At 69.6% G+C, this 19011-nt stretch carries 19 protein-coding genes and 1 pseudogene; 5 read left to right on the top strand and 15 right to left on the bottom strand.

What is annotated here, in order from left to right; translation table 11 throughout:
• Positions 1-36: 36 nt before the first annotated feature.
• Positions 37-1089, top strand: coding sequence for a DNA cytosine methyltransferase (locus tag AC1DX8_RS19060; protein WP_477631529.1), 1053 nt, complete (start codon positions 37-39; stop codon positions 1087-1089).
• Positions 1090-1350: 261 nt separating this feature from the next.
• On the opposite strand, the gene AC1DX8_RS19055 is transcribed toward AC1DX8_RS19060, so the two are convergent.
• The 6 genes from AC1DX8_RS19055 to AC1DX8_RS19030 form a co-directional block, all read right to left on the bottom strand.
• A complete protein-coding gene (locus AC1DX8_RS19055; protein WP_477631528.1) occupies positions 1351-2799 on the bottom strand; it encodes an ATP-binding protein in 1449 nt (482 codons plus the stop codon).
• Positions 2796-4265 (bottom strand): SCO6880 family protein, encoded by a 1470-nt coding sequence (locus tag AC1DX8_RS19050; protein ID WP_477631527.1) that lies wholly within the window; start codon positions 4263-4265, stop codon positions 2796-2798. Before AC1DX8_RS19050 ends, AC1DX8_RS19055 begins: the two co-directional genes overlap by 4 nt.
• Positions 4266-4274: 9 nt before the next feature.
• The gene (locus AC1DX8_RS19045; RefSeq protein ID WP_477631526.1) at positions 4275-5591 is read right to left on the bottom strand and encodes a TrbL/VirB6 family protein; all 1317 of its coding nucleotides are present in this window, start codon (positions 5589-5591) and stop codon (positions 4275-4277) included.
• Positions 5588-6391: a hypothetical protein gene (locus AC1DX8_RS19040; protein ID WP_477631525.1), complete on the bottom strand. Its 804-nt coding sequence runs from the start codon at positions 6389-6391 to the stop codon at positions 5588-5590. Before AC1DX8_RS19040 ends, AC1DX8_RS19045 begins: the two co-directional genes overlap by 4 nt.
• Positions 6388-6672, bottom strand: coding sequence for a DUF6112 family protein (locus AC1DX8_RS19035; protein ID WP_477631524.1), 285 nt, complete (start codon positions 6670-6672; stop codon positions 6388-6390). The genes AC1DX8_RS19040 and AC1DX8_RS19035 overlap by 4 nt, the downstream gene beginning before the upstream one ends.
• Before the next feature lie 86 nt (positions 6673-6758).
• On the bottom strand, positions 6759-7805 hold the full coding sequence (locus AC1DX8_RS19030) for a C40 family peptidase (RefSeq protein ID WP_477631523.1): 1047 nt from the start codon (positions 7803-7805) through the stop codon (positions 6759-6761).
• 99 nt (positions 7806-7904) lie between these two features.
• Between AC1DX8_RS19030 and AC1DX8_RS19025 the strand changes: the two genes are divergently transcribed.
• A complete protein-coding gene (locus AC1DX8_RS19025) occupies positions 7905-8417 on the top strand; it encodes a hypothetical protein (RefSeq protein WP_477631522.1) in 513 nt (170 codons plus the stop codon).
• Positions 8418-8456: 39 nt separating this feature from the next.
• Here the strand turns inward: AC1DX8_RS19025 and AC1DX8_RS19020 are convergent, their stop codons facing one another.
• Positions 8457-8825 carry a hypothetical protein gene (locus AC1DX8_RS19020; RefSeq protein WP_477631521.1) on the bottom strand — a complete coding sequence of 123 codons (369 nt, stop codon included), beginning with the start codon at positions 8823-8825 and terminating at the stop codon, positions 8457-8459.
• A complete protein-coding gene (locus AC1DX8_RS19015) occupies positions 8825-9238 on the bottom strand; it encodes a hypothetical protein (protein ID WP_477631520.1) in 414 nt (137 codons plus the stop codon). The genes AC1DX8_RS19020 and AC1DX8_RS19015 overlap by 1 nt, the downstream gene beginning before the upstream one ends.
• A gap of 329 nt (positions 9239-9567) precedes the next feature.
• On the opposite strand from AC1DX8_RS19015, the gene AC1DX8_RS19010 reads away from it, so the two are divergent.
• Both AC1DX8_RS19010 and AC1DX8_RS19005 read left to right on the top strand, forming a co-directional pair.
• Positions 9568-10323 carry an XRE family transcriptional regulator gene (locus AC1DX8_RS19010; RefSeq protein ID WP_477631519.1) on the top strand — a complete coding sequence of 252 codons (756 nt, stop codon included), beginning with the start codon at positions 9568-9570 and terminating at the stop codon, positions 10321-10323.
• A 10-nt stretch (positions 10324-10333) separates the two neighbouring features.
• The gene (locus tag AC1DX8_RS19005) at positions 10334-10804 is read left to right on the top strand and encodes an NUDIX hydrolase (protein ID WP_477631518.1); all 471 of its coding nucleotides are present in this window, start codon (positions 10334-10336) and stop codon (positions 10802-10804) included.
• On the opposite strand, the gene AC1DX8_RS19000 is transcribed toward AC1DX8_RS19005, so the two are convergent.
• Together AC1DX8_RS19000 and AC1DX8_RS18995 are read right to left on the bottom strand one after the other, a co-directional pair.
• Positions 10805-11404: an HD domain-containing protein gene (locus AC1DX8_RS19000; protein WP_477631517.1), complete on the bottom strand. Its 600-nt coding sequence runs from the start codon at positions 11402-11404 to the stop codon at positions 10805-10807.
• Positions 11401-11703 carry a hypothetical protein gene (locus AC1DX8_RS18995; protein ID WP_477631516.1) on the bottom strand — a complete coding sequence of 101 codons (303 nt, stop codon included), beginning with the start codon at positions 11701-11703 and terminating at the stop codon, positions 11401-11403. The genes AC1DX8_RS19000 and AC1DX8_RS18995 overlap by 4 nt, the downstream gene beginning before the upstream one ends.
• 469 nt (positions 11704-12172) lie before the next feature.
• On the opposite strand from AC1DX8_RS18995, the gene mobF reads away from it, so the two are divergent.
• Complete coding sequence (gene mobF / locus AC1DX8_RS18990) at positions 12173-15097, top strand: MobF family relaxase (RefSeq protein WP_477631515.1); 2925 nt, start codon at positions 12173-12175, stop codon at positions 15095-15097.
• Between the two features lie 593 nt (positions 15098-15690).
• Here mobF and AC1DX8_RS18985 read toward each other — a convergent pair.
• From AC1DX8_RS18985 to AC1DX8_RS18965, 5 genes and pseudogenes are all read right to left on the bottom strand, one after another.
• Positions 15691-15978 (bottom strand): phosphoenolpyruvate carboxykinase domain-containing protein, encoded by a 288-nt coding sequence (locus AC1DX8_RS18985; RefSeq protein ID WP_477631548.1) that lies wholly within the window; start codon positions 15976-15978, stop codon positions 15691-15693.
• Positions 15973-16344: pseudogene (locus tag AC1DX8_RS18980) on the bottom strand (phosphoenolpyruvate carboxykinase (GTP)); the annotation flags it as partial. The gene AC1DX8_RS18985 and the pseudogene AC1DX8_RS18980, both read right to left, overlap by 6 nt.
• Positions 16345-16388: 44 nt before the next feature.
• Positions 16389-17123, bottom strand: coding sequence for a DUF1028 domain-containing protein (locus tag AC1DX8_RS18975; RefSeq protein ID WP_477631514.1), 735 nt, complete (start codon positions 17121-17123; stop codon positions 16389-16391).
• Positions 17124-17220: 97 nt separating this feature from the next.
• Complete coding sequence (locus AC1DX8_RS18970) at positions 17221-17622, bottom strand: Rid family hydrolase (protein WP_477631513.1); 402 nt, start codon at positions 17620-17622, stop codon at positions 17221-17223.
• A 138-nt stretch (positions 17623-17760) separates the two neighbouring features.
• The coding region (locus tag AC1DX8_RS18965) for an ABC transporter substrate-binding protein (protein ID WP_477631512.1) at positions 17761-19011 on the bottom strand (1251 nt) is incomplete at its 5' end.

Raw genomic sequence — 19011 nt, 5'->3', positions numbered from 1 at the left:
GCACGACACCCAAACACAGCCCGCTACGATCCGAGGGTGCCAACGCCCACCGCAATCGACCTATACGCGGGCGCCGGCGGAGCCACCCGCGGGCTGCGCGACGCCGGCTACAAGGTGCTAGGCGCCGTCGAGAATGACTGTGTGGCCGCAAAGTCCTACACGGCTAACCACGCTGACGTGAAGTTGTGGACTCAGGACATTCGGACCCTCAAGGCGACCGAGGTCCTGAGGACCCTCAACCTCAAGCGTGGGGAACTCTCGTTGCTCAAGGCTTGCCCTCCCTGTCAGGGCTTCTCGAGCCTTGCCGAGGGTCGCGCCGATGTCGACGAGGAGCGGAACGACCTCGTGCTCCACACGATCAGGTTCGTTCGTGCGCTCCAGCCCAAGACGGTGATGCTGGAGAACGTCCCAGGTCTCGGTCGCGACCAGCGCGCCTCCACCCTGATGGGCGCCCTGCGCGGGCTCGGCTACGCCACGAAGCAGTACGCGGTGAACGCCGCGGACTACGGCGTTCCTCAGCGCCGCAAGCGGCTCATCATCATCGCGGCGCGCGGCCTGCGAACGCACCTCCCCGAGGACCTCAAGCCCAAGACGAACCAGAAGGTCCAGTCCACCGTCGGTGCGGCCTTCAAGGCTTTGGCTGCTGAGCAGGCCGCGGACGACGCCCTGGATCGCCACCGAAACCTTTCCGATAAGACGAAGCGCCGGGTCGAGGCCGTTCCGGTCAACGGCACGCGATTCGATCTACCTGAGGATCTCCGGCTGGACTGCCACGTCAAGCTCGGAAGGTCACGTTCGGCGACAGGGTCCTACGGACGCCTGCGTGCCGACGAACCAGCCCCGACGATGACGACGCGATGTACCACTCCCGCGTGCGGGTCCTTCATTCATCCCACGGAGCACCGAGGCATCACGCTCCGGGAGGCAGCCACTCTCCAAACCTTCCCGCACGACTACGAGTTTCACGGCTATTACGACCAGATCGAGCGCCAGATCGGCAACGCGGTCCCGGTGCGGATGGCCGCCGCTCTCGGCCAGATCGTTTGGGAGCTCACTTCCGGCGGAGGCCCCGCGCCCGTAGCCTCCTGACTCATGTCGTGTAGTCGTGTGGTCACCTCGCGCGGTCACACATCCGAGGACGGGACGACCGCGCGTCATTCTGGCGGAATGCCACGGCGCCTCGTGGACCAGCCGTCGCCCATCATGAGCGCTCTCATCGCTCGGTCCTAGGTTCGTTCGTGGCGCATGGCGATGGGTGGACTCGCCTGTACCACTAGTCGTGACGGATGGCAGCGCGGCGTGTTGTCGCGAGTGCCGAAGAATGTTGCGCAGGCGTCGCTGCCCACATCGCTACTCCAGGCCCATGCGCGAGTCTGTGTTGAAGATCGCTGACTCTCCGGCGGTGGGGGTGTGGCAAACGACGAAGGCGTGATTACCGACCCGCCAAAGGCCTTCCCCTCGTTGGAGATCCGGAAGTTGGTCGCGTTCGGCGGTGGTGAGCCCGAGCTGGCTCGCGGCGTGCTCAGCTTCGCTGACCTCTTGCTGGTAGACGATCTTGGTGGAGCAGTCGGCCAGCAGTCCACGTGCGAGGGCGCGGGCTTCGGAGCCGTGGTCGCCGACGGCGTCGAGGTCGGAGAGCCGGTGCACGATGAGCAGGTTCGCGATCCCGAGCCCGCGGGACAGTTTCCACTGCGACTGCATCCGGGCGAGCAGCGCCGGCTGCCGCATGAGTCGCCACGCTTCGTCGTAGATGACCCAGCGCTGCCCGCCGTGGGGGTCGGCTAGGGCTGCCTCCATCCACGCCGAGGCGCAGGTCATGAGCATGGCGATCATCTGTTCCGATCCCTGTACCCGGGCCAGGTCGAGGGTGACCATGGGCAGGGTTGGGTCGAGTTCGACGGTGGAGGGACCGTCGAACAGGCCCGCTAGGTCGCCGGCTACGAGTCGGCGCAGCGCGTGCCCGAGGTGCCGCCCGTCGTTGGCGAGCTCGCCGGCCGTCGCGCCGAGTACGGAGACGCGGGGTTGCAGCACGGCCTCGACCACCAGGGGCAGCGTCGGCTCGGCCGCGGCCTGGATGGCGTCGGCCAGGGCGACATCGAGGGCGGTGTGTTCGACAGCCTGCAGCGGCCGGCCGAGCGCGGACTCGGCGAGCGACCCGAGTAGGACCCGTCGGCGCAGGGCGGCCTCGTGGCGCCATTCCTCGTTGCTGGCCTGCGCACCGCGGGGGCCTGGGTCGAGGGGGTTGAGCCGGTGGCGGGTGCCGCCGCCGAGCTGGATGGACGCGCCGCCGACCGCTGCGGCGACAGCGGTCCATTCCCCTTTGGGGTCGCCGGGCACGTAGACGCGGCGGCCGAGGGCGATGGAACGGGTGGCGATCGACTTGGCCAGGAACGACTTGCCCTTGCCGACGACGCCCGCGAGGACGCAGTTGGGGTTGGTGAGCACCCCCTTGCGGTAGAGCACCCAGGGGTCGAAGCAGAAGCCGCCGCCGGACCAGGCGTCCTGTCCGATGTAGACGCCCTCCGAGCCGAGCCCGGCTTCGGCGAGGAACGGGTAGGCGCCCGCAACGATGTCGGAGGTGGCCCTGTGGGCTGGGAGCCGGAAGGGTCGCAGCGACCGGCCCGCCTCCGGTCCGGGCTCGCCGCGGGCGGGCAGGTACGCCGCGACGTCGGCGTCCGGCACTTGTTCGGGCGGCCGAGACTCCGGCCCGTTGCTGACGAGCGTCGGGGGGCCTTGCCGGCGCCGCGACATTCCTCGCCGCTTGTTGGTGGTGGAGTAGAAGGGGCTGGGCTTTGTCATCGGGCGACCTTGCGGGCCAGGGGCAGCGCGGCGGCGGTGAACGCGCGGGCCTGCTGCCCGAGCAGGCGCTGGGTTTCGCAGCCGGACTGGATGGCGGCGCGGGTGATCTCGGCGACGGCGGCCTCGAGCTGGTCCCGGGTGGGGGCGATGATGGTGAGCATTCCGGTGAACCGGATGTCGGCGTGCCCAGCGACCAGAGCGCGTTCGCGGTCGAGGACATCGGCGGCCTCGACGGAGTCGGACAGGTCGGCGAGCACCCCCAGCTTGGCCTTTTGCGCGGCGTCGGTGGCGTACTCGACCTTGGAGCGGCGGATGTCGCGCATGGCCTCATCGACCGGGATCGGTTCGTAGCTGATCGACAGGGTCTTGCGGATGGCCGGCTGGAAGATGAGGGCGTGCAGGAAGAACGGGGGCGCCGCGGTCTGCGGCCACTCCTTGACCCACAGCACGGCGGAGTAGGCGGTGTCGTGCCGCAGGTGGTCCCAGTGCTCGTCGACCGCGACCGGCCCAGCTGCCTCGAGGCGCGCGGGGATGTGGTCGCCCCCGCCGTAGCCGGGGTCGTAGGCGGTGCGCAGCGTCGCGGCGAGGTCGGCCTCCCCGAACCAGGTGTCGAGGATGAGGTCGGCGGCGCGCAGGTTGGCCTCGAGCGAGGTCATCTCCTGCTTCAGGAACGCCGCCGCTCCGCCCAGGCCGCGGCCGGACTGCCGGATGTGGGCGCGGGCCTTTCGCAGGTCCAGCGATAGGGCGACCAGCGTGCGGTGGGTGGCGGCCGCCGGGACGACGGTGGTCATGAGCTCCTCGTACTCCCGCACCGCCCACCCGTTGGAGTCTGCGGCGCGGTGGGTCTGCCACCAGCCAGTGATGCCGTGCCCGGCGTCGGGAAGCGAGATCTCCAGGACTTGGACGCGGGTGCCGCCGGTGGCGGCGAGGTGCGCCAAGGCGCGGGACCAGCCGTGCACCCGGCGCGCCTGCTCGTCCGGTGAGAGCAGCACGAACGCGGGATGCCGCACCAGCGCGACCGCGGTCAGGGTGTGTTGGTGCGGGTCGTGCAGCATCGCGGTGCCGGTCTCGGGGTCGGGCAGGAACCGCAGCGCGGCCGCGTCACCGGGTAGCGCCAGCGTGCCTGCGGGACGGGACCGTTCGGGGCGGGCGCGGTAGCGGGTCTGCCCGGTGCGGGCACGCCACAGGAAGTGCAGCGCTGTGGGTGCGAGCTCGACGAGGGTCTTGCCGCGCCAGCGGACCAGCGCGGTGGTGGCCGCGCCGGCCCACAGCGGGGTGGTGAGGGCAGCGCCCGTGGGGCCGGCCGCCAAGAGGGCGACCGCGAGCACCGCGGCCGCGATGCCCAGGCAGACGAGCCGCGGGGCGGAGAGTCCGAGGAGTATGCCGCGCTGGGGCAGTCGGGAGAAGCGGACCGCGGCGGGCGCAGCCGCGGGGCTGTGGCGGGCGTCGGTCAGGGTGTCGGTCATACTCGTGCCTCACTGTCGAGGGGGCGGCTGGTGCGGTGGCTGCGGGCCCGGCGCAGCGGCGTGCGGGTCCGGACCTGTGGGCGCCGATGCTCGATCGGCGTGCGGGCTCGTCCCGGTCGATGCCGCCGAGTGGCGGGCGGCGGCGGGCCCGGTTGAGGCGGTGGGCGTGGCCGAGGCTGCGACTCGGCCGGGTTGCTCGCCGGCCCCAACCGGGCGGCTCTGGGCGGGCTCGTCGCCGTGCGACGGTCCTCGGGGTGAGTTGTCGAGGGCGCCGGACGCGCTGCCGCCTTTGGCGGGCCCCCCGCCGCCTCCGGCGGCCGCCATGCCGAGCGCGACACCACCTGCAGCCCCGGCACCGGGGACGAGGGCGCGCGCGGTCGATGTCAGTGCGACGACCTTACGTGGGGCGCTGATCACGGCGCGGGCGCCGCTGGAGGAGTGAATGGCGCTGACGTGCGCGGCGTGCAGCGCCTCCCCGGCGAAGGTGCAGGTCTTGATCGCGATCCACGGCGCCAAGCCGCCCAGCAACAAGACCAGGGCGCCGCCGACCATCTGGGTGGTGGCTTGGGTGGCACCACCTGAGGCCTGTCCGGCGCCGTCGAGGACGGCGACCCCGATGGACAGGATGATGACGAGCAGCAGCTTGCAGACCACCATCGCGACGACGAACTCGATCCAGCGCCGCACCCACGCTCGGGAGAAGTCCGCGACGGCGCCGGCGAACGCGATCGGTGCCAGCACGGCGGCCACGAGCAGCATCAGCTTGCGGGCCAGCATCGCCGCCCACACGATCACCACCGCGGCCAGGATCACCAACGACAGCAGCAGCACGGTGGCCGGATTCCCGGTACTGGACAGCCGGACTGCGGTGAGCTTGGCACCTAGACCGGAGATGTTGGTGCCCATGGTGGCTTGGACGACGCCGGCGCTGAGCGCGTCGACCGCGGTCAGCAGGGCTTGGGTGGCGGCCAGGGCGAAGGTGGTGCCGATGGTCGCGACGACCAGTCCCGTCAGGGCGCGGCCGAGGGCGCCGGCTTCGCGGCGCAGGATCCCGCGGATCACCTGGATGACGAACAGGCCCATGCAGATCACGCCGGCGATCGCTCCGGTGATGGCGAGCTCGCGCAGCAGGTCTCGTGAGCGTAGGTCGAGGGTGGTGGCGTGGTCGATCTCCTTCCACAGCCATACGGTGGCGTGCTCGGCGGCGGTGCCGAAGTATCCGGCGATGTGGGTGAACGTCGACGTAGCGGCGGCGTTGGCCTGGTCCGCGACGGCGTTCGACACCACGCACAGGGGGTTGAGGGTGTTGGGGCTGGCGCAGCTCATGACGCGCTGACCGGGATGGCGGTGTAGGTGATCACCGCGATGACGCCCCAGGTGGGGCGAACCGGTGGGCCTTCCAGGTTGAGGCTGGCCGAGACGCTGATGGTCTGCGTCGTGGCCCCGGCCCGCCTGCTGACGGTGGCGCTCACCTGCCGGGCCGTGATGCCGGGGTCGGTGATGCGCCCGGACTGGACAGCCCCGATCCACGCGGTCGGTTCCTGCACCCGCTCGACCGTGGCGGTGTCGAGGGCGCGAGCCGCCCCGAGCCGCGCCCATTCGGTAGCCGGCTGCACCGGCGCCGGGCCGTCGGTCGCGTCGGTGACGGACCAGACGGCGAAGCGGTCACGCAGGTCTTCCGGCACGAGGCCGATGACGAGCGGTTCGGTGGTGGTGGCTGACTCGGCCTGCACCCAGCGCAGCTGCTCCTCGCGGGGTCTGGTGTAGTCCCGGGTCAGGAGGCGGCGGACGAACTCGGCGGCGTACAGGTCTGGCTGCTGGGCGGCGGCGCCGGTGATGCGGGTGGCGGCTGGGGCGGGCGGGTAGCGCGGTGTCCTGGCGATCGCCGCCACGGCGTCGTCGACCTCCTGCCCTGCGGCAGGTGGTGGGATGGCGCGGTCAGGCGCCGTGCTTGGAGTACTCGGGGCAGGCGCCGGAACGGCGGGGTCGGGTCGCTGAGCGGTGCTGTCGGTGCGGGTGAGCAGGCCGGCGACCGCGACCGTGATGGCCAGGAGGCTCACCACGGTCCCCACGTAGAGGCGGCGACGCCCGGGGTGTCGGCGGGGCGGCAAATCGAGGTCTCTCATCGGATCGAGGCTCCGGCGTTGTTGAAGAAGGTGACGATCGTGTTGGCGGCGCCGATCAGCAGGGCCGCGCCTCCGGCCACGAGGACGCCGGACTTGCCCTTGCCCGCCACGTGCGGGTTGGAGGAGTGCGCGCCGATCGCCCAGGCGGAGGCGGAGATGGCGACGCCAGCGACGGCGGCGATCAGCCCGAAGGTGAGCAGGGCGCCGACGATGGACTCCAGCGCGGCCAGTCCGGGCAGGCCGGTGGTGTTGGGTTGGATGTCGATGGTGGGTGCCGACATGGCGTTGCCTTTCGCAGCTGCGGCGGGCCGGTCCCGCGCACGTATCTGGTGTACGGGCCGCTCGGGGCACCATCGGCTCGGCCCGTTTACGCGATGTGCCGGATCGTGGAAACAACGCCGGAGACATACGAGGACAGGGTCACGACCTTGACCACGTCCCCCGTCCGTGGCGCCTCCACGACCCGGCCGTCGCCGATGTACATACCGACGTGACCCGGCGCGGCGGTGGTGCCGTCGCTGCCGGGGGTCAGGATCAGGTCCCCGGGGGCGAGGCCATGCAGGGTGGTGGCGGTGCCGTCGTGCACCTGCTCGTAGGTGGTGCGCCCGATCGTCACCCCGGCTGCTCGCCAGGCCGTGCTTGTCAGGCCCGAGCAGTCGTATGCCGCGGGGCCGGTCGCTCCCCACACGTACGGCTTGCCGAGCTGCGCCAGGGCGAAGGTGACCGCGACCCTCGCAGCTGGGGAGGTGTCGGCGGCCAGGGTGTACCGGGGGGGAAGCCCTGCGGGGACCGTGTCGGTGGGGCCGGCGCCGCAGTCCGGTGAGGTGGCCACGATGGTGTCGACGATGCTGGCGGCGTGCGCGGCGTTGGCCAGGTAGTTGCCGCCGACCACGTCGGACCAGCCGTTGACCTCGGTGGGGGTGCCGGTCCAGGCGGAGCGCTGCACCCGTTGGGCCGCGACCCACGGATCGGCCTGCCGCCATCCCGGCAAGAGCAGCAGCTGGTCGAGGAACAGGTTGGTCGAGGCGACCGGGTCCATCCGCTGCGCGGCGTTCCCCCACCCGGGGCGCTGCTGGAACAGGCCTAAGGAGTCGTGGTCGTAACCCAGGCCCTGGTTGGGCAGCGTGGTGCCGTCGCGGTCGTGGGGATTGCCCAGGATCAGCAGACTCGACTCGGTCATGGCGGTCATCACCGCGATCACCGCGGCCTGATGCCCCGCCCGGGTGGAGGCCGTGGCCACGACGGTGCGGGCGTTCCGTGCCTGCACGTCGCTGAGCCCGGCCACCGGACCGGTGCCGGCGCACACCGGCACCGGTGCCGCCTGGGGCAGCGCACCCGCGACCGCGGTCAGGCCCACGACCCCCACCGCGACGGCACCGGCGGCCAGCGCGGCGGCCGCGCGCATTGGTGTCATGGCCGGTGTACGGCCGGCACGGGGCACCACCGGCCCTGGGTTGCGCTGTCGTGACCGTGCGAGACAGTGTCAGGGAGCAAGAACCTTCAGGGAGGTGCGATGCGAACCAGGCTCCGAGCCAACAAGCCCGCCCCTGCGCCCACCTCTGCCCCCGGCCCGGCAGCGCAGGCCGCGGCGGCCGATGCTCGCGCCCTCGCCCTGGAGCTCGGTGGCCTGCGGGTACCCGAACACGTCGACGTCATGGGGCTCGGCATCGTCCTCGAGAACGGGGAGAACGCTCACCGCACCACCTGGTGTTGGGTGCGGTGGCGCTGCGACCGGCAGTGGAGTCCAGCCCTGTGGTGCCACGTCGTCGTCACCGACCACCGGCTGCTGGTGCGGCTGCCCGACGGCACCCTCCGCTCGCAATGGTGGTCGACCCTGGTCGGGTTCGAGGCGGACCTGGTCGCTGGTCACGTGGTCCTCGACTACGGCGACGGCCGGCCCCGGCTCTTCTCTGGACCGGAGGCCGCGGTGCTGGCGGTCGCCGGTGTCGCCATGCTGTACGGGCCAGAGGCACTCGTCTGCCACCCCGCACTGGGACCAATCCGCTCCACGGTCGCGCCAGCCTGAGTGCACCTGAGCCACAGCACCGGTCTAGCCGTGGTGGTCTCAATCGTTCAGCAGTCCCAGCTGGCGACGGGCGTAGGTCCGCTCCGCGTCGGTGACGTGGCGCTGTTCGCTGAAGATGCGCAGCAGTCCCGGCCAACCTGAGGGACTCCCGGCGAGCAGGCGATGCACTACTCGGCGGGCGCGCGGCTGCAGGCCAAGCTGCTCCAGCATCCGCTTGGTGCAGGCGCGCGAGTTCCCTCCGGCGCGTTTGGCGGTCACGGTGACGAGCGGGTCGTTCGCACCTCGCTGCGCGGCGGCAACCGCCCGGGACAGCAGGATGTCGGCCGCTGGCGCGACGACCGCCAGTCGGGGGTCGTGGTGCCCGAGCCGGAGTTCTTCTCGGATCCATTCGTCCAGCGTCGTAGCCATCACCAGGCCTCCATCGGGTCGCGGGTCAGCCACTGCACCGGATCGCCGGGGCGGACGTTCGTCATGCCGCGCAGGGCGTCCGCTTGGGCGGCCCGGGCGGAGCCGTGGTCGCGGCGCGTGGCGGCGCTGCGCAGGTGGGAGTAGAGGGCGTCGGCGGGCAGCCTGCGTGCCTTGGCCTCGTGCTTGAAGAGCCACTCCATGGCGCAGATCAGCTCCGCGGTGGCGTGGTCCTCGGTGACGGTGACCGCGGCCGTCGAACCGAGCGGGACGACCTCGGCACTGGTGCGGGTGCACACCTCGTCGCGGACGACCAGCCAAAGCCGGTCGCGTTGCCTGCTGGGCCTCTCGAGCCGCGGGCAGTCCGAAAGCGCTCGCATCACCGCCTCTGCCCTGCCTTGCTGTCTGAACGTCATCACTGCCTCCCATGTCCCGGATGCGGACCAGCGCTGGTGCCCTTTCAGGCAAGGGCCCCGGCCAGTGATCGGCAACCGAGGGCCAGCGTGCCTGTGGATGCTGCGACGGGTCGCGGGTTATCCACAGGTGCCTGCTCAGGTCTGCCGTTCACGGCGTCCATCCGCTTCACTAGTCATTGCCGCTCTCGCCGAGCGACCGCCGCTGATGCGGCGCATGATCAGGACAGCCGCTGGGGTGGGGACGCGATAACCGCGTCACGGGACGGTTCGGGACGTCCGGCGGCGCGGCACAGGTGACGGCACGTCCCGGTGAGGCAGGGAGGAACGGGATGGCGAACGAGCGACTGCGGTCGGCGCTGGTCGGCGCGAACCTGTCTGTCGGCGGCCTGAGCGAGATCGTCGGCGTGGACCCCAAGACCGTCGAACGGTGGATCACCAAGGACCGCGTGCCACATCGCGTTCACCGCATGGCGGTCGCTAGCGCGGTCGGCAAAGACGATGGCTTCCTATGGCCCACAGCGGTTTCGGAGGCGCAGCGTGGTGAGACGAGCCGCGAGGAGCTCGTGGGCATCCACCCCAGCCGTGGCGCCATCCCGATGGCGCTCTGGTCCGGTCTGCTGACTCAGGCGCAGCGCCAGATCGACATCCTTGCCTTTGCCGCCACCTTCCTGCACGACGCCGTCCCGGACTTCGACGCCACCCTCGCGCAACGGGCCGCAGACGGCGTCCAGGTGCGCCTGTGCCTCGGTGACCCGGCGTCAGACGCGGTGCGGCTGCGCGGTCTGGAGGAAGGCATCGGGTCCTCACTGGCCGATCGGTGCACCCTGACGTGGAAGTACTTCCGGCCCTTCCTCGACGAGCCGAACATCGCGGCCCGGATGCACGAGCAGACGCTCTACGCGTCAATGTTCCGGTTCGACGACGACCTGCTCGTCAACTCCCACGTCCTGGGAGCCGCCGCCGGCAGCTCGCCTGTGCTGCAACTGCACCACCTGCCCGGAGGACGCGTGTTCACCCACTACGTGGACGGTTTCGAACGCACTTGGGACAGCGGTCGGCCGGTGGAGGCCGCCGACATCACGTAGCGTGACCGCTATGGCCAGGATCGACTACATCGACGACCCGAACGCGCCCGCCGCCAACAGCGTCGTGCCGTCCGTGACCGCTGTCGTCGAGGACGACCAAGGCCGGATCCTTTTGATCCATAAGACAGACAACAACCTGTGGGCGCTTCCCGGTGGCGGGCACGACATCGGGGAGTCCATCGCTGACACCGTGATCCGCGAGGTCAGCGAGGAGACCGGCTACGAGGTGCGGGTGACCGGCCTGGTCGGCACCTACACCAACCCGGGGCATGTCATGGCCTACGACGACGGCGAGGTGCGGCAGCAGTTCTCGCTCTGCTTCAAGGCCCAGCTGCTGGGCGGCGAGGCGCGCACCAGCTCGGAGAGCAAGGCGGTCGAGTGGCTCGCCCCCGGAGACCTGCTCGACCTACCCATGCATCCCTCCATGCGGCTGCGGATCCAGCACTACCTCGAGCACCGCGACCAGCCGTTCATCGGCTGATCAGATCCCGGCTGCCCTGGCAAACCTTGTCGCGGCGCGCTGCGCGCACTCCCTCAGGTAGGGCGAGGACTTCTCGATCGCGCGATGCACCGGGTGGTCGTCCGGGTAGCGCTGGAGGATCTCGGCAAGACGCTCGTCCACCGCCACGACGCCGCCGGCCGGGTCGGTTGTCAGATCGGCCAAGGTGAGGGCGTCGAGGGCGGCCTGGTCCGGCCGGTCGAACGCGTGCATCTCGGTAGCAAGCCCGCGCTCGACAGCCTCGAACTCGGCACCGGTGTGGTAGGCGACGAGGGATACCACCTCGCGCGGTGCACCCAAGGCGCTCAGATAGCGGGCGCCATCGAGGGCGTGGAAATCTGTGCGCGCCACCGACGGGGCGTATCCGATGTCGTGCAACCACGCCGCAAGAGCAACCGTCGGGTCGGCGCCGGCCTCCACCAGCTGCTCGGCTCGGCCGGCGACCTGGACGGTATGCCGCCAGCGGCGCCCCAGCGGCCCCACCAGCGACTGGGCAATCGCTCGGGCCCGCTCCACAGTCCATGGCTCCACCGGGCCAGCGTAGAAGAGGCGCACCAGGGTCGCCGACCCGACAGCGATCACGGTGCGGATGGCCGCTGGGGTATGCCGCGCGGCTCAGAGGTCGGCCGAGCGCGTCGCTGGTGGGCGCGCCGGACGACGCCGACCGGCTGGCCCAACAGCTGTGCGGCGCGATCGACGCCGGAAACGTCGACCAAAGCCGCGACGGCGCGGTCGACCTCCCCCTGCGCGGTCTCGACCTTGCCCTCTGCGCGGGCGAGTGCCACATACGCCTTAGTCGTGGCCGCCACGGCCGCCGACTCGGCGCGCTGCGCGTCCTGCAAGCGGCGACGTGCGTCACTGCCAATCGGGATAGTTGTCATGCTCTGCTCCTTCGTTGGCGAACTGAGACGAGTACGCCGACGCCGGGGCACGAGGTCCGCAGCCGCCGTATCGCCGACCAGGACGCCGTCGCGCCGGAGCTAGTCGTACGCGCCCCGGCTCTGGAACGTCCACAGGGTCAGGCGCGCCCGTCGAGGTCTCGTGGCATGAGCCGCGGAGCGACGAACAACGGACGTCGCGGCAGTCGCTCGAACGCAGGCAGGCGATCCGGCAGTCCGACCTCTCGGCTCACGCGAATCCACACGGCGTCATCCTGACCCGACGCCCGACATCGCAACGCCTCCCACCACCCATCACCCCCCCGACCCGCGCACAGCCCTCCCCACGCACCGCACGCGACAGACCTGACCACCCACCATTCCCACCAACCACCTGCGCCACACTGTTGGCACCAAGGTGGCTCGCGTGGCCTCGGCGGTGCCCCGAGCGTCCCGTTAACCCGATGTGACGATGTCGATCAGGCGCATGACGCTCGGCGCCGGGTACCGGTACCTGATGTCGTCGGTGGCGCGGATGGACCAGGCCGGCCCGGCCGCCGGACTGGCCGGGTACTACGCCGCGGAGGGCACCCCGCCGGGAACATTCCTCGGCGCCGGCCTGGCCGGTCTCGCCCATGGTGCGGGCATCGAACCTGGGACCCTCGTCACCGAGGCGCAGCTGTGGCGGATGCTTGGGATGCTGCAGGATCCGGTCACCGGCGAGTCCCTCGGACGCCCACCAGTCGGGCCCCGGATGGTGGTCGTCGACCACCTTGGCCGGCGGCGGAGAGCTTCCCAGGCGGTGGCCGGGTTCGATCTCACCTTCTCCGTGCCCAAGTCCGTATCAGTGGCGTGGGCGCTGGGCGACGACGACACCCGGCAGCGGATTCACGCCGCGCACCGGCGGGCGCTGGAGGCAGTCATCGCATACGGGGAGTCTCAGGTGTTCGCCACGCGCACAGGGCGCGGCGGTGTGGTGTCCGAGGACGTGCGCGGGGTGGTGGCGGTGGCGTTCGACCACTGGGACTCCCGCGCCCACGATCCGCAGCTGCACACTCACGTGGTTGTCCTCAACCGCGCCCAGACCGTCACCGACGGCAAGTGGCGCACCCTCGACTCCAAGGCCCTGTTCCGCGCGACCGTCGGCATGTCCGCGCTATATAACGGGATCCTGGCCGACGAGCTCACCATCGACCTCGGCTGGGCCTGGATCCCGGAACAACGCCGCAGGTCGGCGGACCCGAGATGGGAGGTCGACGGCGTCCCTGCGCCCCTGCGGGACGTGTTCTCGCAGCGGACCACCGCAATCGAGGAGGCAACCAAGGACCTGGTGGCTGAGTTCCACGCCACCCGCGGGCGACCCCCGGTCGGGCCGGACATCCTCCGGCTGCGGCAGCAGGCCACCCTGGCCACGCGCGACGCCAAGACCCTGAAACCGCTAGGTCACCTGATCCAGGAGTGGCGTGATCGCGCCCGCCCGCACCTCGACACCGACCCACAGTCGTGGGTGGCCGGACTCGCCGGCCGCAACACCCAACCCCTACTGGCCGCGGCAGACCTCGACGTCGCAATCCTGCGCGACTTCGCCACCCTGGTGCTGGAGAAGGTGGGCGACAAGCGGGCCACATTCACCCGCGCGAACCTGCTCGCCGAGGCCCTGCGCCAGCTGCACGGGGTCCGGTTCGCAACCCCCGCCGACCGGGTCGCCATGGCGGAGAAGGCCGCCACATATGCCGCGGACCGGGCTGTGATGCTGACCCCACCGGAGGTCGGCGCCGTCCCAGAGGCGTTGCAGCGGGCGGACGGGTCCAGCAAGTTCCGGGCACGCAACAGTGAGGTCTACGCGACCGCCGAGCTGCTGGACGCCGAAGCCCGCCTGCTCGACCTCGGCCGCGCCACCGACGCCCCGACCGTGCCCGCCTCCGCAGCGATCCAGGTGGCCGGGTGGACCCCACACCACCGTCGGCCCCTTTCCGGCGAACAGGTCGACGCGGTGACGAGCGTGGTGACCTCCGGGCGGCGCCTCGATGTGCTCGTCGGCGCGGCCGGCACCGGGAAGTCCACCACAATGGCCGCCGTCCGGGCCGCGTGGGAAGCCACCCACGGGCCTGGGTCCGTGATCGGGCTCGCCCCGTCCGCAGCAGCAGCGGAGGTCCTCGCCGACGCCGTCGGCGTACCCACGGAGAACACCGCCAAATGGCTCGCCGAACACGAAAGCACCCCGCAACGACTCGCCGCCGTCCAGGAGTTTGACACCCAGTTGCGCCGCGCCTACGCCTCACCACAAACCCGCGTCCTGCAGCAGAAGGCCCGCACCGCGTGGGACAGCTATGCCCGATGGGCGCTACGGCCAGGGCAACTCGTCATCATCGACGAAGCCTCCATGGCCGCCACCAAAGACCTTCACCGCATCGCCACCCACGCCGCCCACATGGGCGCGAAGGTGCTGCTGGTCGGGGACTGGGCGCAGCTGTCGCCGGTGCAGGCCGGCGGCGCGTTCAAGCTCCTCGCCGACGACCGCGGGCAGGACGCTCCCAGCCTGCACGAGGTGAAACGGTTCCGACACGACTGGGAAGCCGACGCCACCCTCCGGCTTCGCCGCGGCGACCCCAGCGTCGCCGCCACCTACCTCCACCACGGCAGGGTGCAGGCGGGCGGGCGTGAGGACTTGCTCGACCTGATCTTTGACGGCTGGCGCACCGACACGACGGCGCGGCGTCGGTCGCTCATGCTCGCCGCCGACACCCAAACCGTGACCGACCTCAACACCCGAGCCCGAGAACACCGCGTTGCCACCGGCGAGGTCGCCGCCGGTGGGATACGGCTCTGGGACGGCAGCACCGCCGGGGTTGGTGACGTCGTCGTCACCCGGCTCAACCACCGCGCCCTGTCCACCGGCCGCGGGTGGGTCAAGAACGGCGACGACTGGGTCGTCAACAAGGTGCACCCGGACGGGTCGCTGCACGTCACCCGCGCCGATGGGCGAGCCGCGGCGGTGCTCCCGGCCGACTACGCCGCCGAGCACGTCGAACTCGGGTACGCCACCACCTCCCACCGCGCCCAAGGCCGCACCGTCGACACCGCGCACGCCTACATCACCGCCACCACCCTCCGCGAACCCCTCTACGTGATGGCCACCCGGGGCCGGGAGATCAACCGCTTGTACGTCGACACCGCCCACGACCCTGAGCACGCCACCAACCACGGTGAACCCGACCACACGGACCCCGCGGACGTGCTCCGCGCCGCCATCACCACCACCGGAGCAGACACCTCCGCCACCCATGTGTGGCGCGCTGAACAAGCGGCCGCCTGGGCGCCATGGCGGCTCGAAGCCCAAGGCGCGGCCACGCAGGATGCGCGACGATCCGCCGCCCAGGGCGTGCCTCAGATTTGACCTGCGACCTCTTGGCAAACTACTGCTACCGAACACCGCCGCTCGGTTCCCGGACCGGGATCTATACGGTCAGGCCGCGTGCGCGCCATGGGAAGGGGCCCCTGGATACCCCGGTTTTCGGGCTCAGAGACCTTGGCAGGACACATCTCGGCGCTTTTCGGCCTTGGCACTGGTCACCTCGACGGCGATCCCGGACGAGGCTGCAGGCCTTACCGTCGCCCGCGATGTTGCACGAGATGCCGCGCGATGCGGCCCCAAGGCGTCATTTGACCTGCACGTTCCCCTCTGCCTGAAGATCGGAAGGCCGGTCGGGACGTCTTGGAAACCGGAGGATCCACCGTGGCGGCCTCCTGCATCTCGGGACGGGACCAGCTAGACCAGCAGGAAGGTCGAGTCCGGCCTACTTGTCATCCCATCGCCTGAGGCTCAGACGCCAGACGTGTCGGCCGTCCACGTGGATCCATGCTCCACTCCGCTGACCATCGATCCACCAGAACTGCCACCCCTTCTCAGGCAACTCGTCACGCCACTCATCGAGGTCTTGCCCGAGCGAGGGGTCGAAATCAAAGAGTGCGTATCGCCACACGGCTGCATCACCCGACGCCGCGGCGGGCCTTGAGGCCGTCGAGCCCGATGTGCAGCTGGGTGGGCAGGGTGTCGCCGAACTTGGCGAACCACGCCTCGATCTGCGGGATCTCGGCCTTCCACTCCTCGGCGTCGACCTCGAGGGCGGCCTCGAGCTCGGCGTCGCTCAGGTCGAGGCCCGTGGTGTCCAGGGACTCCGGGCTGGGAACGTGACCGATCGGGGTCTCGACCGCGGCGGCCTTGCCCTCGATGCGCTCGATCGCCCACTTGAGGACGCGGCTGTTCTCGCCGAACATCGTGCGGCCCTTCATGCAGCTGGCGTAGAGCCCGCGCATCAGGTCCTTCATCTCCTCGGGGCCCATTCAGTTGTTGGTGGGCCCGGCGTCGACGGAGCAGATGTAGGTACGCTCCTCGACCCGGGCGACCTCGGTCGGGTCGGAGGCTGCGTAGAAGCTGTTCGGCTTCCTCGACTCGTCCAGCCGCACGAAGGTGCCGGCCTGCAAGAGCCTGTCGGTCAGTCGGGTCCACTCGGTGTCGGAGCCGGTGACCCACTCCCCCCGGTCGGGGGTGGTCATCGCGGCCACCTCATCGACCCATGCCTGCAGGCCGGCGTGCGTCGTGCCACCGCCAGAGGGCTCGGTTTTGCAATGAGCCAAGGTCATCCTTTCAAGCCCTCGTTTCTCGGTGCGCGCGGCCGTCCGGGCAATCAGATCTGCTTCGCTGCTACACCGAGGAGCAGATGAGATGCAGAGTCCTTGAACTCCTCCGGGCGACGGTACATCGCGTCGAAGTACTGCTCGGTGGGCGCCTGCAGCTGGTCGTACATGCGCCGCATTTTCTCAATCGCGCTCAGGTCGAAGTCGACTCGCATGTCGACCTTCGGGTAGGGGTTCTTGCCGTCGTAGACGGAGAGGGAGCAGAACAACTCCGGAATCGGCGCGCCCTCCCAGTACTGCCCGCCCGAGGCGCGGCCAGCCTCCAGGGTGCTCAGCAGACGTTCGGCAAGATCGGTACCAGCGCCGGCTTCGTATGCGGCACGCATCCCGTCCAGGGTGTCGACTCCGAGGCAGTTACCCATCACGAGGAAGTCGTCACCCACGTAATGTCCCTTCTCGGGAAAACAGTTCTCACCCGTGAACGCCCACACGTCACCGGCGGCCGTGACGATGCCGACCTGGCGGTATCCCAAGCCCTCGTCGCCAGCGGCAAACGCTCGTTCAATGTCGTCGAAGGACTTTCCCTGGTCAAGAAGCTCGAACGCACTGTAGGCGAGTGTGGGGTTGCACATTGATTGCGAGCACACAATGGCGCCCTTGGGATCGATCGTGGGCAGGAGGCCCTTCGTGTGGGGCAGGGTCTTCGAACAATTTGCGGAAGCCGTGGCGATGCCGATGCCGACCGCTCCGGTGTCCGGGCACTTAGCCATAACAGTGAACGTCATGAATACGATTCCTATTCGTTGTTGTCTTGGGTCGGCACTGGAGGTGGTTCGTCACGCCGCCACGATTCGACCAGCGCCTCGATCGCAAATCGGCGGCTCAGACCCTAGCCGTGCACTTGATCTCGACCAGCGTCTCTGGGAATGAGAGCCGCGACACCTGCACCATCGTCAACGTGCATGGCGCCGTACCGGCAAAGAGATCGCGCCGCACGATCGGCACCGACACCATCGCGGCATCGATATCGGTGACGAAGACGACGTCCTCAACAACATTGGCGAGCGTGGCGCCGTAGTGCTCGAGCACGGTCGCAACGTTCGCGTAGGCCTGCCGGATCTGCGCCTCCAGATCACCGATTCCCACCAGGTTTCCATCGGCGTCGTGATTGATCWGGCCCGACAGGTAGATGGTGTCTCCCACCTTCAGGCCTTGGGAGTAGTTGAAGTCCTTCTCCCACGGCATTCCGAACCCCGTCACTTCCACGTTAACTCCGTCAGACATAACTTCTCCTTGAACATTTTGTGGACACTTGTTAATAATCAGTCGATGCTGCGAGCTTCTGGAACTACTAACTCTGACGCCGACCCTTCGAACCGTTCAAGAGCCGCGAACCACCGCGTCTGCGGGCTGAGTGAAGACCTAACCGATGCCGTCGGTGGTCGCGGCGGGGAACTCGGGCTGGACGGTCTCGAAGAATGCGCGGTTGCCGTTGGTGTACTTGACGATCCGTAGCGGGGCGTCGAGCTGGATGTGTGCCTGGGGGGTGAACGTCAGCGGGCCGGAAAGGAACGGCTGCTGGTGGTTGAACGTGTTCAGCGCGGCCGCCAGCTTCGCTCCGTCGGTGGTTCCGGTCTTCTCGATGGCAATCTTGAGCGCCTCGATGATCGTGTTTCCACCCAAGGCACCCCCCACGGTCACAGGGTTACCGGTCTTCTTGTTGTACGCAGCGACCCAGGTGTTGACGGCCGGGTCGGGGTCGTCTCCGAGCACGGAGGCGGCCGTCGTGTGGAAGAAGTTGCTCAGGCCGGGGACAGCGCTGACCCAGTTGTTGCCGTCGAACGGGTCGCCGGACAGGATCGGGATGTCGATACCTGCCGCGCGGATCTGCCGCAGGGCCGAGGCGCCACCGGGCGGGTAGGAGGCCAGGAACAGCACGTCGGGCTGGGCCTGCTTGATCTTGTTGATCTGGACCGCGATCGAGCTGTCGTCGTTCTTGAAAGAGTCGGCGCCGACGATCGTGCCACCACCCTGCTTGAAGAACTTCGTGAAAGCCTGGTTCACGCCGCGGGTGTAGGAGATCGTGTCATCCAGGAGCGTGAACGCCTTGGCGTAGCCCTGCTTCTTGGCGAACGTCGCAAGGACCGACCCGGTGTTACCCGCCGACGCCGCGAACGAGAACGCCTTGTCCCCCACGCCCTGGACACCGAACTTCGGAGACTGCGCGCCCAGGGTGATGCTGACCATGCCGTTCTTCTGCGCGACCAGCGCCGCGGGACTGCCGAAGTCGAAGTCCTTGCTGACCAGCATGATCTGGGCGCCGTCGTCAATCAGCTGCTGCGCAACCTGCCCACCGCGCGCGATGTCGGACTTGGTGTCCAGGACCTGCAGCACCACCTGCCGACCGCCGATGCCACCCGCGGCGTTGATCTGATCGATCGAGTACTTGGCMACATCAAGAACCGGCCCGTCATAGTCCTTCAGGATGCCCGTCAGCCCCACCGCCGCACCGATCTTGATCGGCCCGCCCTTGCTGCTACCGCCTGCGCCGGGGCTGTCTGCACTGCCAGTCGACGCACACGCCGACAGAGCCAGCACGGCAACAACGGCACACGCCAGCCCCAACCTCGACCCCTGCCTGTGGCTCATCTTCATTCCCGTGGCCTTCCATCC

The organism is Pedococcus sp. P2_A3, from assembly GCF_056405035.1.
Note: the sequence above shows the minus strand (reverse complement) of the source record. Positions and strands in the feature narration are given on the sequence as shown.

Bases quoted from the DNA above. Each gene is read 5' to 3' on its own strand.
- AC1DX8_RS18985 (WP_477631548.1), bottom strand. From the start codon at position 15,978: ATGTTCGGCGAGAACAGCCGCGTCCTCAAGTGGGCGATCGAGCGCATC.
- AC1DX8_RS19055 (WP_477631528.1), bottom strand. From the start codon at position 2,799: ATGACAAAGCCCAGCCCCTTCTACTCCACCACCAACAAGCGGCGAGGA.
- AC1DX8_RS19015 (WP_477631520.1), bottom strand. From the start codon at position 9,238: ATGACGTTCAGACAGCAAGGCAGGGCAGAGGCGGTGATGCGAGCGCTT.
- AC1DX8_RS19030 (WP_477631523.1), bottom strand. From the start codon at position 7,805: ATGACACCAATGCGCGCGGCCGCCGCGCTGGCCGCCGGTGCCGTCGCG.
- AC1DX8_RS19025 (WP_477631522.1), top strand. From the start codon at position 7,905: ATGCGAACCAGGCTCCGAGCCAACAAGCCCGCCCCTGCGCCCACCTCT.
- AC1DX8_RS19020 (WP_477631521.1), bottom strand. From the start codon at position 8,825: ATGGCTACGACGCTGGACGAATGGATCCGAGAAGAACTCCGGCTCGGG.
- AC1DX8_RS19040 (WP_477631525.1), bottom strand. From the start codon at position 6,391: ATGAGAGACCTCGATTTGCCGCCCCGCCGACACCCCGGGCGTCGCCGC.
- AC1DX8_RS19010 (WP_477631519.1), top strand. From the start codon at position 9,568: ATGGCGAACGAGCGACTGCGGTCGGCGCTGGTCGGCGCGAACCTGTCT.
- AC1DX8_RS19005 (WP_477631518.1), top strand. From the start codon at position 10,334: ATGGCCAGGATCGACTACATCGACGACCCGAACGCGCCCGCCGCCAAC.
- AC1DX8_RS19050 (WP_477631527.1), bottom strand. From the start codon at position 4,265: ATGACCGACACCCTGACCGACGCCCGCCACAGCCCCGCGGCTGCGCCC.
- AC1DX8_RS19035 (WP_477631524.1), bottom strand. From the start codon at position 6,672: ATGTCGGCACCCACCATCGACATCCAACCCAACACCACCGGCCTGCCC.
- AC1DX8_RS18995 (WP_477631516.1), bottom strand. From the start codon at position 11,703: ATGACAACTATCCCGATTGGCAGTGACGCACGTCGCCGCTTGCAGGAC.
- AC1DX8_RS19045 (WP_477631526.1), bottom strand. From the start codon at position 5,591: ATGAGCTGCGCCAGCCCCAACACCCTCAACCCCCTGTGCGTGGTGTCG.
- mobF (WP_477631515.1), top strand. From the start codon at position 12,173: ATGTCGATCAGGCGCATGACGCTCGGCGCCGGGTACCGGTACCTGATG.
- AC1DX8_RS18975 (WP_477631514.1), bottom strand. From the start codon at position 17,123: ATGACGTTCACTGTTATGGCTAAGTGCCCGGACACCGGAGCGGTCGGC.